The sequence below is a fragment of the Thauera aminoaromatica S2 genome, assembly GCF_000310185.1.
GTDB lineage: Bacteria > Pseudomonadota > Gammaproteobacteria > Burkholderiales > Rhodocyclaceae > Thauera > Thauera aminoaromatica.
Genome location: NZ_AMXD01000002.1, coordinates 40,374 through 52,561 on the forward strand (window position 1 = coordinate 40,374; position 12,188 = coordinate 52,561).

The 12,188-nt window shown below is 66.0% G+C and carries 12 protein-coding genes and 6 tRNA genes; 2 read left to right on the forward strand and 16 right to left on the reverse strand.

What is annotated here, in order from left to right; genetic code table 11:
* Positions 1-15 precede the first annotated feature (15 nt).
* Positions 16-939 (reverse strand): acetaldehyde dehydrogenase (acetylating), encoded by a 924-nt coding sequence (locus C665_RS01030; protein WP_004265933.1) that lies wholly within the window; start codon positions 937-939, stop codon positions 16-18.
* A gap of 138 nt (positions 940-1,077) precedes the next feature.
* Positions 1,078-1,515 (reverse strand): GlcG/HbpS family heme-binding protein, encoded by a 438-nt coding sequence (locus C665_RS01035; RefSeq protein WP_004265936.1) that lies wholly within the window; start codon positions 1,513-1,515, stop codon positions 1,078-1,080.
* Positions 1,516-1,675: 160 nt separating this feature from the next.
* Between C665_RS01035 and C665_RS01040 the strand changes: the two genes are divergently transcribed.
* Positions 1,676-2,395 carry an FCD domain-containing protein gene (locus C665_RS01040; RefSeq protein ID WP_004265939.1) on the forward strand — a complete coding sequence of 240 codons (720 nt, stop codon included), beginning with the start codon at positions 1,676-1,678 and terminating at the stop codon, positions 2,393-2,395.
* An 87-nt stretch (positions 2,396-2,482) separates the two neighbouring features.
* On the opposite strand, the gene C665_RS01045 is transcribed toward C665_RS01040, so the two are convergent.
* The 8 genes from C665_RS01045 to C665_RS01080 form a co-directional block, all read right to left on the reverse strand.
* A complete protein-coding gene (locus C665_RS01045) occupies positions 2,483-3,412 on the reverse strand; it encodes a catechol 2,3-dioxygenase (protein WP_004265966.1) in 930 nt (309 codons plus the stop codon).
* A gap of 129 nt (positions 3,413-3,541) precedes the next feature.
* Positions 3,542-4,456 (reverse strand): alpha/beta fold hydrolase, encoded by a 915-nt coding sequence (locus C665_RS01050; RefSeq protein ID WP_004265969.1) that lies wholly within the window; start codon positions 4,454-4,456, stop codon positions 3,542-3,544.
* Positions 4,457-4,475: 19 nt separating this feature from the next.
* Positions 4,476-5,531, reverse strand: a complete 1,056-nt coding sequence (locus C665_RS01055; RefSeq protein WP_004265972.1) for an NADH:ubiquinone reductase (Na(+)-transporting) subunit F — start codon at positions 5,529-5,531, stop codon at positions 4,476-4,478.
* A gap of 75 nt (positions 5,532-5,606) precedes the next feature.
* Entirely contained in the window at positions 5,607-5,966 is a 360-nt protein-coding gene (locus C665_RS01060; protein ID WP_004265975.1) for a phenol hydroxylase subunit P4, read from the reverse strand.
* Positions 5,967-6,028: 62 nt separating this feature from the next.
* Positions 6,029-7,582: an aromatic/alkene/methane monooxygenase hydroxylase/oxygenase subunit alpha gene (locus C665_RS01065; RefSeq protein ID WP_004265985.1), complete on the reverse strand. Its 1,554-nt coding sequence runs from the start codon at positions 7,580-7,582 to the stop codon at positions 6,029-6,031.
* 20 nt (positions 7,583-7,602) lie between these two features.
* Complete coding sequence (locus C665_RS01070; RefSeq protein ID WP_004265988.1) at positions 7,603-7,872, reverse strand: MmoB/DmpM family protein; 270 nt, start codon at positions 7,870-7,872, stop codon at positions 7,603-7,605.
* Positions 7,873-7,884: 12 nt separating this feature from the next.
* Complete coding sequence (locus C665_RS01075) at positions 7,885-8,880, reverse strand: aromatic/alkene monooxygenase hydroxylase subunit beta (protein WP_004265991.1); 996 nt, start codon at positions 8,878-8,880, stop codon at positions 7,885-7,887.
* 33 nt (positions 8,881-8,913) lie between these two features.
* The gene (locus tag C665_RS01080; RefSeq protein ID WP_004265992.1) at positions 8,914-9,183 is read right to left on the reverse strand and encodes a phenol hydroxylase subunit; all 270 of its coding nucleotides are present in this window, start codon (positions 9,181-9,183) and stop codon (positions 8,914-8,916) included.
* A 485-nt stretch (positions 9,184-9,668) separates the two neighbouring features.
* Here C665_RS01080 and C665_RS01085 point away from each other — a divergent pair, with 485 nt between their 5' ends.
* The gene (locus C665_RS01085; protein WP_004265994.1) at positions 9,669-11,336 is read left to right on the forward strand and encodes a sigma-54-dependent Fis family transcriptional regulator; all 1,668 of its coding nucleotides are present in this window, start codon (positions 9,669-9,671) and stop codon (positions 11,334-11,336) included.
* Between the two features lie 113 nt (positions 11,337-11,449).
* Here the strand turns inward: C665_RS01085 and C665_RS01090 are convergent.
* From C665_RS01090 to C665_RS01115, 6 genes are all read right to left on the reverse strand, one after another.
* Positions 11,450-11,526 (reverse strand) — tRNA-Asp (locus C665_RS01090).
* A gap of 59 nt (positions 11,527-11,585) precedes the next feature.
* A tRNA-Glu gene (locus C665_RS01095) sits at positions 11,586-11,661 on the reverse strand.
* A gap of 28 nt (positions 11,662-11,689) precedes the next feature.
* Positions 11,690-11,765 (reverse strand) — tRNA-Ala (locus tag C665_RS01100).
* Positions 11,766-11,864: 99 nt separating this feature from the next.
* A tRNA-Asp gene (locus C665_RS01105) sits at positions 11,865-11,941 on the reverse strand.
* A 60-nt stretch (positions 11,942-12,001) separates the two neighbouring features.
* Positions 12,002-12,077: transfer RNA gene (locus C665_RS01110), tRNA-Glu, on the reverse strand.
* A gap of 14 nt (positions 12,078-12,091) precedes the next feature.
* Positions 12,092-12,167: transfer RNA gene (locus C665_RS01115), tRNA-Ala, on the reverse strand.
* Between the last annotated feature and the right edge of the window lie 21 nt (positions 12,168-12,188).

Below are 12,188 nucleotides of genomic sequence, written 5' to 3' on the forward strand. Positions count from 1 at the left end.
CTTGTGCCGGGGCGCTCAGGCCACCATCGTGGCGCGGTTGGATTCGAGCTGCAGACGCCCGGCGAGGATCTCCTCGGCGAACATCTCGGCGGTGCGCGCGCCGGCCGCAGTCATGATGTCGAGGTTGCCGGCGTACTTGGGCAGGTAGTCGCCCAGGCCTTCGACTTCCAGGAAGACGGAGACGCGGTTGCCGTCGAACACCGGGCCATTGACCAGGCGGTAGCCGGGCACGTACTTCTGCACTTCCTGGATCATGGCGTGGATCGAGGCGGTGATCTTCTCGCGGTCGGGTTCGGTTTCGGTGAGGCAATGCACCGTGTCGCGCATGATCAGCGGCGGTTCGGCCGGATTCAGGATGATGATGGCCTTGCCCTTCCTGGCGCCGCCCACCTTCTCGACCGCGCCGGCAGTGGTGCGGGTGAATTCGTCGATGTTCTTGCGCGTGCCGGGCCCGGCACTCTTGGAGGACACGGTGGCGACGATCTCGCCGTAGGCCACCGGCTGCACGCGCGACACCGCCGCGACCATCGGGATCGTGGCCTGGCCACCGCAGGTGACCATGTTCACGTTCATCTCACCCTTGCCGACGTGCTCGACGAGGTTCACCGGCGGCACGCAGAAGGGGCCGATCGCGGCCGGGGTGAGGTCGATCATCAGCACGCCGAGCTCGTTGAGCTTGCGGCTGTTCTCGGCATGCACATAGGCCGAGGTGGCGTCGAAGGCGATCTGCACGCCGTCGGCCTTCACATGCGGCAGCAGCCCGTCGACGCCGTCGGCGGTGGTCTTGAGGCCGAGCTCGCGCGCGCGCGCGAGGCCTTCGGAGGTGGCGTCGATGCCCACCATCCACACCGGCTCGAGCACCGGGCTACGCTTGAGCTTGTAGAGCAGGTCGGTGCCGATGTTGCCCGGTCCGATCAGCGCACACTTGATCTTGTTCATGCCTGTCTTCCTTTGGGGTTGAGTCGTTTCCAGGAATGCAGGCCGCGCGACGGTCCGGGGAGAGGGGAGAGAGACGGACCGCCGCACGACTGCAACCGGGAGATGCCCGCAGTGCGGACGAAAAAAAGAACTCGCCGCTCAGGGCTCGACGTCGTCGGCGCCGATCGCGAGCAGCCCTGCGCGTGCGCAGATGCCATCCTGGTCCTCGGAGGCACCCGAGACGCCGATGCCGCCGACCAGCTCGCCGCCGACGCGGATCGGCAGGCCGCCGCCGAACACGACCAGCCGCGGCTGTGCCGAGAAGCCCAGCTTCATGCCCTCGTTGCCGGCGCACACGTCCATCCACTTCCCGGTCGGGAAGCCGAAGCCGCCGGCGGTGTAGGCCTTGTCGATGGCGATCGCGATCGACTGCGGGAAGGCGCCGGGCATGCGCAGGAAAGCGACGAGGTTGCCGGAGGCGTCGGCAACACCGACGTTGATCCGCACCCCGAGCGCCTCGGCCTTCTCGACCGCGGCGGCGACGGCGGCATGTGCCGCCTCCCAGCTGATGGTGGCCTGAGGAACAGCGACTTTCATCGGGTGAGCTCCTGTGGTTCAGGTTTGATTTGTAATGTTTTTGAAGATAGGCCAGGGCAATGTCGACGTCAAGGATTTTTCTCGAGATTTATAGAAGAAGCTAATTCCATCCCGCTCGGATAGAATCGGGAACCGGGGTGTTTCCAACATTTTCGCAATCATGAACGAAGCCGTTCCGCAAAGAACACCGGAGGCCGTCGAGCCCAAGACCCTCGTCGAGGGGGCCTACCAGCGCCTGCGCCGGGACATCATCGAGGGCGTTCACCCGCCCGGCGAGAAACTTCGCGTCGAACATCTCAAGGACCGCTACGAGGTCGGCGCCGGCACCCTGCGCGAGGCCCTCCTCCTGCTCGTCACCGACGCCCTGGTGGTCGCCCAGGGACAACGCGGCTTCCGCGTCTCGCCGATTTCCATCGAGGACTTCGAGGACATCACCCGCACCCGCCTGCTGCTCGAGACCGAAGCCCTGCGCCAGTCGCTGCAGCTCGGCGGCGAGGACTGGGAGGCCTCCGTGGTCGCGGCTTTCCACCGCCTCTCTCGCGCCGAGCAAAAGCTCGGCGACCACGACTCGCTGGCCGCCGAGGAGTGGGAGCGGCGCAACCGCGCCTTCCACGAGGCACTGATTGCCGCGTCGCCCTCGCGCTGGATCCGTCATTTCCAGCACATCCTCTACCAGCAGTCCGAGCGCTACCGGCGCCTGAGCCTGTTCAGCCATCCGATCCCGCGCGACATCCACGCCGAGCACCAGGCCTTGTTCAACGCCAGCCTGGCACGCGACACCACGCGCGCGACCTCCATCCTCACCGAGCACGTGCTGCGCACGCTCGACGCGGTAAAGCTGCTTCCGGCGGAGTTCTTCGCCGGCAAGCACAAGTCCTGAGTTCGCCGGACGCACGCCCCGTTCAACCTGCCTGCGCGCCCACCGGCGCCCCTGCCCGATCGGCAGGGAGCGCCGGCGCGGCCGCGGTCAGGACACCACGCTCAGGAAGCGCTCGTTGAGCTTGCGGTCGTGATAGAAGATCCCGGCGCCCACCTCGTCCCAGGTCCACGTGATGGTCTTGTAGTCGGGGTAGGTGTCGTAGCCGCCGCAGAAGGTCTCGAAGCGGTTGCCCGAGGGGTCGAAGGCATAGATCGTGGTGCCGCGGGTGATGCCGTGGCGGGTCGGGCCGATGTCGATCGAGATGCGGTTCATCGACATGATGTCGGCCGCGCGCAGCACCTTCTCCCAGCTGTCGAGCTTGAACGAGATGTGGTGCAGCTTGCCCGGCTCGGGGTGGCGCACGAAGGCGATGTCGTGGGCCTTGGTCGAGCACGACAGCCAGATCGCCAGGTCCGTCTTGCCGTCTTCCATCACCACGTGCTCGACGAGGTAGAAGCCGAGCACCTTCTCGAAGATCTCCTGCACCTTCTCGATGTCCGGCCCGTACAGCAGGCAGTGGTCCATGCGCGAGGGCGCGATGCCACGCTCGGCATCCGGGATCCACGGGTCCGGGTTCACATAGGACTGGCCGTTGCCGATGTCGGTCTTCTCGGCATAGAGCTCGATCAGGTGGCCCGACGGCACCTCGAAGCGCACGCGCTCGCCGGTCTCGAGCATCTCGCCGGCGGGTATGCGCTCGGTCTTCAGGCCGAAGGCCTGCAGGTCGGCGTCGAGCTTGTCGAGCGTCGCCTTGTCGGCGACCTTGAAGGCGAAGAAGTCCACGCCGGCGCTCTCGGCCTCGCGGATCAGTACGCTGTTGTGCTCGCGCTCGTCCCAGGCCTTGAAGTAGACGCGGCCCTGGCCGTCGCGGCCGGTTTCGACCAGGCCGAGGGTGTTCTTGTAGAAGTTGATGCCTTCCTCGAGGTCGAGGACACGCAGGGAGATGTGTCCCGGACGAAGTACGCCTGTCATTGCCATGTTGTCTGCTCCTCTCTTGATATGCCCGGGACGGCACGCCCGCCCGGGTCGGTTTGCTCGATCTTCATCCGTCGTTCGACGGATCCTGCCGTGGCCCGTGCCGCCCTGCGGGCGCGCGCCACGAAGCCTTCAAGTACCGCCTTCAGCCCGCCCTGCCGCCGGCCAGGCTCGGCGCTCGCCCTCCTCGCAGAGGAAGTCGCCGACCAGACGCACGAAGCGCGTGGAGTGCTCGATCTGCGTCCAGTGCCCGCAGCGGCCGAACACGTGAAGTTGTGCGCGCTCGATCCAGCGTAGCAGGGTCTCCGAGGTCTGCAGCGGAATCACCTGGTCGTCGCGGCCATGGATGATCAGGGTCTCGTGCGGCAGCGCGCGGATGTCCTCCTCGCGACTGGCGAGCGCATCGACCCAGCGCTGGCGCGGCGCGGGGAACATGCTCGCGAAGGACTCCTGGAAGCCCGGGCGGACGCTGGCGCGGTAGCGCAGTTCGGCGAGCTCGTCGTTCACCAGGCTGCGGTCCCAGGCGAAGCAGTCCATGATCCGGCGCATGTTCTCGAACGAGGGTGTGTAGCCCCACACCGCGTCCAGCCCCGGCGTGATCGGAAAGTGCACGCCCACGCTGCCCATCAGCACCAGCCGGCGCACGCGCTGCGGGTGGCGGATCGCCAGCGCCAACGCGAGCGCGCCGCCGAAGGAGTTGCCCACCACGTCTGCCCGCTCCAGCCCGAGCGCATCCATCAGCCCGAGCGCCTGCGCGACCCAGGTGTCGATGTCGTAGCGCAGGTCGGCACGCCGCTCGGTGAAGCCGAAGCCCGCCATGTCGGGCGCGATCACCCGCATGCGCTGCGCGAGCGGCGCCAGCACCAGGCGCCAGTTGGCCCAGGCGGAGACGCCGGGACCCGAGCCGTGGATGAAGAGCGCGGGAAAGCCCTCGCCGAGGTCGTGGTAGTTGGTCAGGATGCCGGCCGCGTGGATGCTGCGGCCGATCTCCGGATCGTCCGCAGCGGTCGCTGGCGCCGCCGGTTGCGCGCTGGACATGATGCTCATCCGTCCGTCCTCGCCCGTCTCAGATCTTCTTGAACAGCGGGCTGCGTACCTGCTGCACGTCCGCCGCGGAGAAGAACTTCTCCATGTAGATGTCGCGCTCGAACAGGCGTCCCTGCATCAGCGCGGTGATGCAGGCGTCGATCATCAGCGGCGGGCCGCACAGGTAGGCCTTGTGGCCGCGGAAGTCGTTGTCGAAGTGTGCCGTCGCCGCCTCGTGCACATAGCCGCGGAAGCCTTCCCAGCCCGAATCCGCGGGCTCGTCGGACAGCGCCGGCACGTAGGTGAAGTTGGAGTGCTTCGCCGCGAGGGCGAGGAATTCGTCGTGGTAGTAGAGCTCGGCGCGGTTGCGCTGGCCGTACACCAGGGTCATCTGCCGTGTGTCGCCGGCCTCGAGCAGGTCGAGGATCATCGAGCGCGGGCTCGACAGACCCGAGCCCCCGGCCATGAACAGCAGCGCCTCGGGCGCCGACTTGCGCACGAAGAAGCGTCCGTAGGGACCGGACAGGCGCACGCGCTCACCGACCTGAAGCTGCTCGTGGACCCAGGTCGTGCCGCGGCCGCCGGGCACGATGCGGATGTTGAGCTCGACCTCGCGGCCGGTGGACGGCGGGTTGGCGAGCGAGAAGGCGCGGCTGTATTCCCCGCCCTCGAGGAAGAAGTTGATGTACTGGCCGGCCTGGAAATGCATCGGCTCGTCGGTCTCGATGAAGACCGCCTTGATCGTCGGCGTCAGCGCCTCGATCCGCGTCACGGTGCCGGGGAAGTCGCGCACCGGGATCGACTCGGCGTCGGGATCTTCTTCGATCTCGGCCTCGATGGTCACGTCGGACTCGAGGCGGGCGCAACAGGCCAGCGTCTTGCCCTCGTCGCGCTCGAAGTCCATCAGCGCGAAGCTGGAGGCCTCGCCGTGGTCGATCTCGCCGTCGAGCACCTGCACCTTGCAGGTGGCGCACAGGCCGTGGCAGCAGGCGTGGGGCAGCCAGATCCCCGCGCGCAGGGCGGCGTCGAGGATGGTCTGGCCCTCCTCCACCTCGATCGTCTGGCCGATCGGTTCAATCGTCAGTTCGTAGCTCATGGTGCGCTTCCGTTCTTGTGCGTTCTCTGGCGGGGTGCGCGGGGTGCGGCGCGCGCCGCACCCCGTGGGGGGCGATCAGCTGCAGGAGCCCTTGATGCCGGTGAGGCCGGGCGTGCGGAAGCGGATCACGTCCTTGTGCCTGAGCCCGTTCTCGGCCAGCGACTTGTCGAAGTCGGGCGCGAACGGCTTGCCCGACTTGAACCACTCGGCCTTCGCCCAGTCGATCTGCGCGTAGTCGGGGTGGTAGCCGAAGGCGGCCTGCATCGGCCCGGCGACGACGTCGCCGAAGCGCATGGTCGGCGGGAAGGGGAAGGCGAAGGGCGCGCAGAACAGCAGGTGGTCTTCCCAGCCGATGTACAGCAGCTGGGCGCCGTGGAACTTGTCCTGGGTGTCGGCGGCGGGGAAATCGTAGGCCTTGAGGGCGGCAACGCTCATGTCTTGTCTCCTGGTGTCTTGTCGAAGGCCGCGGGCCGGAGCCGGCCCGCGGCACCGCTGGCTCAGATGTTCTTCGTGGCCTGGCCGCGCCACTCGGCGAAGTTCTTCTTGTCCTCGGACACGTCGAAGTCGAGGTTGTCGCGACCGTGCTCGAGCTTGTAGTACTCCAGCACCGCGGCGAGCGGATCGAAGCCCTCCACCGTCGGGTCGGTGCCCTCGGGGAAGCAGTTGCCCTGGTAGATCTGGTGCACCGGCAGCCAGGCCTGGACGTACTTCTCCGGCTCGTGCTCGAAGATCTCCTTGCAGTGGTCGGAGCAGAAGTGGTACTTGTCGCCCTTGTAATCGACCTCGCGGTAGCAGATCTTGGTCGCGTCGCCCGGCTCGGTGAAGATCATCGGGATCTGGCAGGTCTGGCACAGCATGGGCAGCGTCTTGTTGTAGAAACGGTTGCCCTTGGCGGCCTGCTCGCGCCAGAACTCGTAGCGCGGACGGTAGTGCTTGTCGAAGCTCGCCGGATACTTCGCCGCCAGCCACGCCATCTCGTCCTCGTCCGGCATCCAGGTGTGGAAGTTGGCGGCCGCGGCGTAGTTGTAGAAGGTGCTCCAGGCCTGGTGCGACAGGTGATCCTTCTCCAGGGCGATCTGCTCGGCGCATTTGGGCATCTTGATGCCGTAGCGCGCGAGATCCTTGAACAGCGCGCCGCCGTTCTCCTCGAAATACACCTCCCAGGCCTCCTTCCAGCTCATCGTGCGCTTGGGCAGCATGTAGTCCATCATCATCGCGACCAGCGTCAGCACGCGGTAGCCGCGCCAGGTCCACTTGTCGATCCAGCGCTGCACGATCGGAACGTTGGCCGGGTCTTGCTCGAGGATGAACTTGATCACCTCCAGGCCCAGCGTCATGTGGCGCGCCTCGTCGGACTGCGCCGAGAAGCCGAAGGTCATCGTGCCCATGTCGCCGTTGTAGGCCGCGCCCGAGACGAAGGGCACGAACAGCAGGTTGGTGAGCACGTACTCGAACGAGAAGCCGATCGAGACCATGAACTCGAAGGGGCCGGCGGTGATCGCGTCGTCGAAGAAGCTCTTGGGCACCGACAGGAACCACACGCGGTCGTGCGCCTGGTGGAAGTCGTGCATGCCGTTGTAGTACTTGTTGTAGTTCGAGATCGAGTGCACCTGCGTCTGCGCATGGCGGATCTCGTCGAGCGACTGCATCAGGCAGGCGACGCGCGGCCCCGGGCCCGGGAAGGCGCGGCCGGCGTGGGCGAAGCCGCGGTGGGCGACGTACTCGAGCGGGCTGATGCCGCTGATGAAGAGCTTGATGGTGTTGATGTAGCGCGCGTCGGTGACGTTGAGGTGGCCGTTGTTCTGATTGAAGGCGTCGATGATCGCGTACAGCTTGCGCTCCTTCTCGGCCTGGTACTTCCAGTACGCGTCCATGGTCAGGCGGAAGGGGTCTTCCCACTTGTCCCAGTCGTGGATCTTGATCCCCTCGTAGGCGATGTAGGGGTAGATGTCTTCCATCTTCTGGTAGGACGGGGTCCAGTCCAGGCCCCGCGTCATCACGGCATAGCGCTCTTTCAGGCCGAGCTTCTTCTTGGCGACTTGCATGTCCATTTTCGTGTCTCCTCGGGGTCTCAGGATTTCCAGAACAGGGTGATTTCGTCGTCGGTCTGATCGAGGTTGCCCGACATGGTGATCATGTTGACCTGCAGCTCCTGCAGGTCGTAGTCGCGGCCGATGAGCTCCTCGATGGTCTCGCGACGCACGACGAGGCGGCCGTCGGCGTTGATCTTCACCATCGCCGGCTGCTCATCCACGACGGCGCCGGGGTTGTCCTGCAGGATCGCCTCGATGATCGGGCGGGTGTCTTCGTTGGTCTGCAATGCGAGAAATACGGTCGACATTGAATGCTCCGCTCAGAGGGCGACGCCGGCCTTGGCCATGCGCGCGTTGAATTGCTGGACGACTTCGCCGAGGACTTCGTCCGAGCGGTCGCCGAGGGCGATGCGCGCGACCGGCAGCAGCGCTGCGGCCGAGCGATCACGCCACTGGCTCAGCCAGCGCGCCATGACTTCCTTGTTCTCGGGCGACTCGGCCGCGGCGATCTTCACCGTGGCGTCGACCCACTTCCGGGTCTCGGTGAACCAGTCGGTCATGAACTGGGTGAGCATCGCCACCGGCGTGCCCCCCTGGGACGACAGCACGTCGTCGATGATGGTTTCGTACACCAGCGGGTAGAGCAGGCCGTCGAGCGCGACGTTCTGCGCCACGAAGAGCTCCACCGGGTCCTTGATCACGAAGGAATCCTCGACGTAGCGGCGCAGGCCCTGCCAGGCGTCATCGTCCATCCAGGCGCGCTTGGCCTCGTCCAGCGACTCGACGTCGCCGAGCAGCAGGCCGACGCGGGTGAGGTACTGGGCGATCCCGAGCTGGTCCATCGCCTGGTAGATGTGCGGCTGCGAGAAGCCCGTGCCGTAGCTGTAGGCACAGACGCTCGCGTTGTTCATGTTCGAGCCCCAGGCCACGTGGCGCAGCGGCAGCAGCAGCTCGAGCACGGTCTTGCGCACCGACTCGGGCAGGGTTGCGGCCAGGCCGCGATTCTCTACGAAGTCGAAGTTGGCCTCGGCGGTGTCCTGCTGCTTGGCGCGCGCCAGGGTGTAGGCGCCGTAGTAGAACTGACGCGGATCCTTGAAGGCGTACCAGTCGGCCATCTTGATCGCGGTGCGCGAGGCATCGTAGATGTCGTGCTCGGGATCCCAGGTCGGGCGGTAATGGAAGTTCGCCGTCTGCTGCATGTCCAGCGTGCCTTCCTGGTAGCGCGACGCGGGCTTGTCCGCGCCGATGCGCCGGGCGATGTTGTCGAACGTCTGCCGCAGCGGCTTGATGGTGACGGTGCGCAAATCGATCTGCATGGAATCTCCTCCTGTGTACTCGTCTGTCGGCGCTCAGCGGAAGCGCTGGTGGGTGGCTTGATGCAGGTTCCAGTTCCAGTCCCCGGACTCGTCCTCGCCCTTCGTTTCCTCCACGCGGGGCTCCAGGAAGACGACGTGGTTCGACTGGCAAAAGGAGTCGTAGGCGTCGGACGGCAGCAACATCTCCGCGAACAGCTCGGGGTCGCCGATGGCGAACTCGAATTCCACGAAACCGTCCGGACGACGCTCGATCAGACGGACGAACTTCCGGTTCAGGTCCACCGCCGGTTCGCTGTTCTTCATGGCCCACACTCCTTCGGATTGATCAACACGGGCTGGCCGCAGGGGACTACCTAACAAGTTCCGTGCCAATTTCAGAAAAATCCGGCTTATGGCCGGATTTAGCCCCTTTCTCGATATTCGCCCTACCGAAGCAAGGATTTCCGGCTTCATCAAATGATCAAACCCAGTGTCTGGTTGATTATTTGATTCAGTCTATTTATTGCTGCGCAGCATTCGCCCTCGCTTGCGCATCCTCCCGCCCCGGGCGGTGATGGACGCCGGACCCGACGCGCGTGGATGAGCGACAAGATCGGCTGGATGATGAAAGGTCCGCTTGATTCCCGCAGCCCATTCCTTTTTCTCGAGATTTTCCACATAATCGTTGGAATTCCTCGCCACCCGAAGCGCAGCCGCGTGAGGTAACCTGTGCGCTTCGCCCGGCCACCACGACGATCCCGGACACCAACCGCCGCAGAGCGGGAGCGAAACCAGCCTGGAGGAGACCCTTGGCCAGCATCCAATACCCGGAGAACGCCGACCTGCGCAGCCTGCTGCGCTTCGCCGCGGAGGACGGCCTCATCTGGCTCGGCGAGCACCGCATGCTGCTGCTGCACGCCGGCGCGATGGCCGAGCTGCGCAAGGAGCTGATCGAATCGGTCGGCCGCGAGCAGGCGCGCCGCATCCTCACCCGCATGGGCTTCGCCTCGGGCATGCGCGACGCCGAACTCGCACGCAAGACGCGCAGCGCAAGCGGCCTGGCCGACGCTTTCGTGATGGGACCGCAGCTGCACATGCTCGAGGGCTGTGCCCGCGTCGAGCCCGTACGGCTGGAGTTCGGCGGTGCGGACAACGGCTTCTACGCCGAATTCCTGTGGGAGAACGCCTGGGAGGCAGAAGCGCACGTGCAGGCCTTCGGCGAGTCCGCCGAGCCGGTGTGCTGGATGATGATCGGCTACGCTTCCGGCTACACCAGCGCCTTCACCGGACGCTTCATCCTCTTCCGCGAGACCGAATGCGCCGCGACCGGGCACGAGCACTGCCGCATCGTCGGCCGGCCGGCCGAGGACTGGCCGGACGCGGACACCCTCCTGCCCTACTTCCAGGCCGACTCGATCGTCGGCCGCCTGCTCGAGCTGCGTGAGGAGATCGAGGCCATGCGCCGCACGATCTCCTGTCCGCGCCGCACCCCCGACCTCATCGGCAGCTCCGCCGCCTTCCTGCACGCCTACGACCTCATCGGTCGCGCCGCGTCCACGAACGTGTCGGTGTTGCTGCTCGGCGAGACCGGCGTCGGCAAGGAGCGCTTCGCCCGTACCCTGCACGAGATGAGCGCGCGCAAGGACGAGGCCTTCGTCGCGGTCAACTGCGCCGCGCTGCCCGACGAGCTGATCGAATCCGAGCTCTTCGGCGTCGAACGCGGCGCCTTCACCGGCGCGCACACCTCGCGCGCGGGCAAGTTCGAACGCGCGCATGGCGGCACCCTCTTCCTCGACGAGGTCGGCGAGCTGCCGCTGCCCGCGCAGGCCAAATTGCTGCGCGCGCTGCAGGAAGGCGAGATCGAGCGCCTCGGCGACGAGCGCACGCGCAAGGTCAACGTCCGCCTCGTCGCCGCGACCAACGTCGACCTGCAGAAGGCGGTCAATGCCGGCACTTTCCGGCGCGACCTGTACTACCGCCTCAACGTCTATCCGGTCACCATCCCGCCGCTGCGCGAGCGCACCGGCGACATTCCCGCACTGGTCGAGGCCATGGTGCGCCGCTTCGAAACCCTGCACGGCAAGCGCATCGCCGGCCTCAGCGACAAGGCGATGCACGCACTCAAGCTGCACGCCTGGCCGGGCAACGTGCGCGAGCTCGAGAACGTGCTCGAGCGCGGCGTGATCCTCGCGCCCCAGAACGGCCAGATCGAGGTCGAGCACCTCTTCATCGGCACGCTCGACGAGCACGCCCGCGAGCACTCGCTCAGCGCCCAGGGCGGGCTCGAAACCGCGCGACGCGCGCAGCAGGATCTCGCCGCGGCTGTACTCGACTCGGGGATGTCGCTCGACGCCTTCGAGCAGCGCCTGCTGCAGCACGCGGTCGAGCGCGCCAACGGCAACCTGTCGGCGGCGGCGCGACTGCTGGGCATGACGCGGCCGCAGCTGAACTACCGCATCAAGAAGCAGGGGGCGTAAGGCGCGAGGAGGGGCGCATGCGGGCCCCTCCCCTAGGACCAACGGAAGCATGCCCGTTGCGGCCGCAGACGGAAAAAAGCCACCGCACGGAAACCGTACGGTGGCTTTTTTGGTGGCGGAGTGGACGGGACTCGAACCCGCGACCCCCGGCGTGACAGGCCGGTATTCTAACCGACTGAACTACCACTCCGCGCTGACCTGCTCCGGCTTTCGCCGGTTGCGACCCGAGCAACATCGGACCGCCTTTTCTGGCGTCCCCACGGGGATTCGAACCCCGGTTATCGCCGTGAAAGGGCGGTGTCCTAGGCCTCTAGACGATGGGGACTGCAAGCCTATCTACTGCAAAAAACCTTTGGTGGAGGTAAGCGGGATCGAACCGCTGACCTCTTGCATGCCATGCAAGCGCTCTCCCAGCTGAGCTATACCCCCACAACGAGTCGGCGATTATAGCTTCTGAAAAAGCCCACCGCAACTGCCCCGGAGCGTCACTTCCGAAACATCGCAAGGCCGAAGCCCTGCTCTTGAAACTGGCGGAGTGGACGGGACTCGAACCCGCGACCCCCGGCGTGACAGGCCGGTATTCTAACCGACTGAACTACCACTCCGCGCTGACCTGCCCGGCTTTCACCGGCTTGCTTTCCAGCCATTGGCCGGACCGCCTTGTATGGCGTCCCCACGGGGATTCGAACCCCGGTTATCGCCGTGAAAGGGCGGTGTCCTAGGCCTCTAGACGATGGGGACTGCATTCTTCAGTTTGGTGGAGGTAAGCGGGATCGAACCGCTGACCTCTTGCATGCCATGCAAGCGCTCTCCCAGCTGAGCTATACCCCCGGCACCAAAGAGCGCGCATTA

Bases quoted from the DNA above. Each gene is read 5' to 3' on its own strand.
- C665_RS01030 (WP_004265933.1), bottom strand. From the start codon at position 939: ATGAACAAGATCAAGTGTGCGCTGATCGGACCGGGCAACATCGGCACC.
- C665_RS01035 (WP_004265936.1), bottom strand. From the start codon at position 1,515: ATGAAAGTCGCTGTTCCTCAGGCCACCATCAGCTGGGAGGCGGCACAT.
- C665_RS01040 (WP_004265939.1), top strand. From the start codon at position 1,676: ATGAACGAAGCCGTTCCGCAAAGAACACCGGAGGCCGTCGAGCCCAAG.
- C665_RS01045 (WP_004265966.1), bottom strand. From the start codon at position 3,412: ATGGCAATGACAGGCGTACTTCGTCCGGGACACATCTCCCTGCGTGTC.
- C665_RS01050 (WP_004265969.1), bottom strand. From the start codon at position 4,456: ATGAGCATCATGTCCAGCGCGCAACCGGCGGCGCCAGCGACCGCTGCG.
- C665_RS01055 (WP_004265972.1), bottom strand. From the start codon at position 5,531: ATGAGCTACGAACTGACGATTGAACCGATCGGCCAGACGATCGAGGTG.
- C665_RS01060 (WP_004265975.1), bottom strand. From the start codon at position 5,966: ATGAGCGTTGCCGCCCTCAAGGCCTACGATTTCCCCGCCGCCGACACC.
- C665_RS01065 (WP_004265985.1), bottom strand. From the start codon at position 7,582: ATGGACATGCAAGTCGCCAAGAAGAAGCTCGGCCTGAAAGAGCGCTAT.
- C665_RS01070 (WP_004265988.1), bottom strand. From the start codon at position 7,872: ATGTCGACCGTATTTCTCGCATTGCAGACCAACGAAGACACCCGCCCG.
- C665_RS01075 (WP_004265991.1), bottom strand. From the start codon at position 8,880: ATGCAGATCGATTTGCGCACCGTCACCATCAAGCCGCTGCGGCAGACG.
- C665_RS01080 (WP_004265992.1), bottom strand. From the start codon at position 9,183: ATGAAGAACAGCGAACCGGCGGTGGACCTGAACCGGAAGTTCGTCCGT.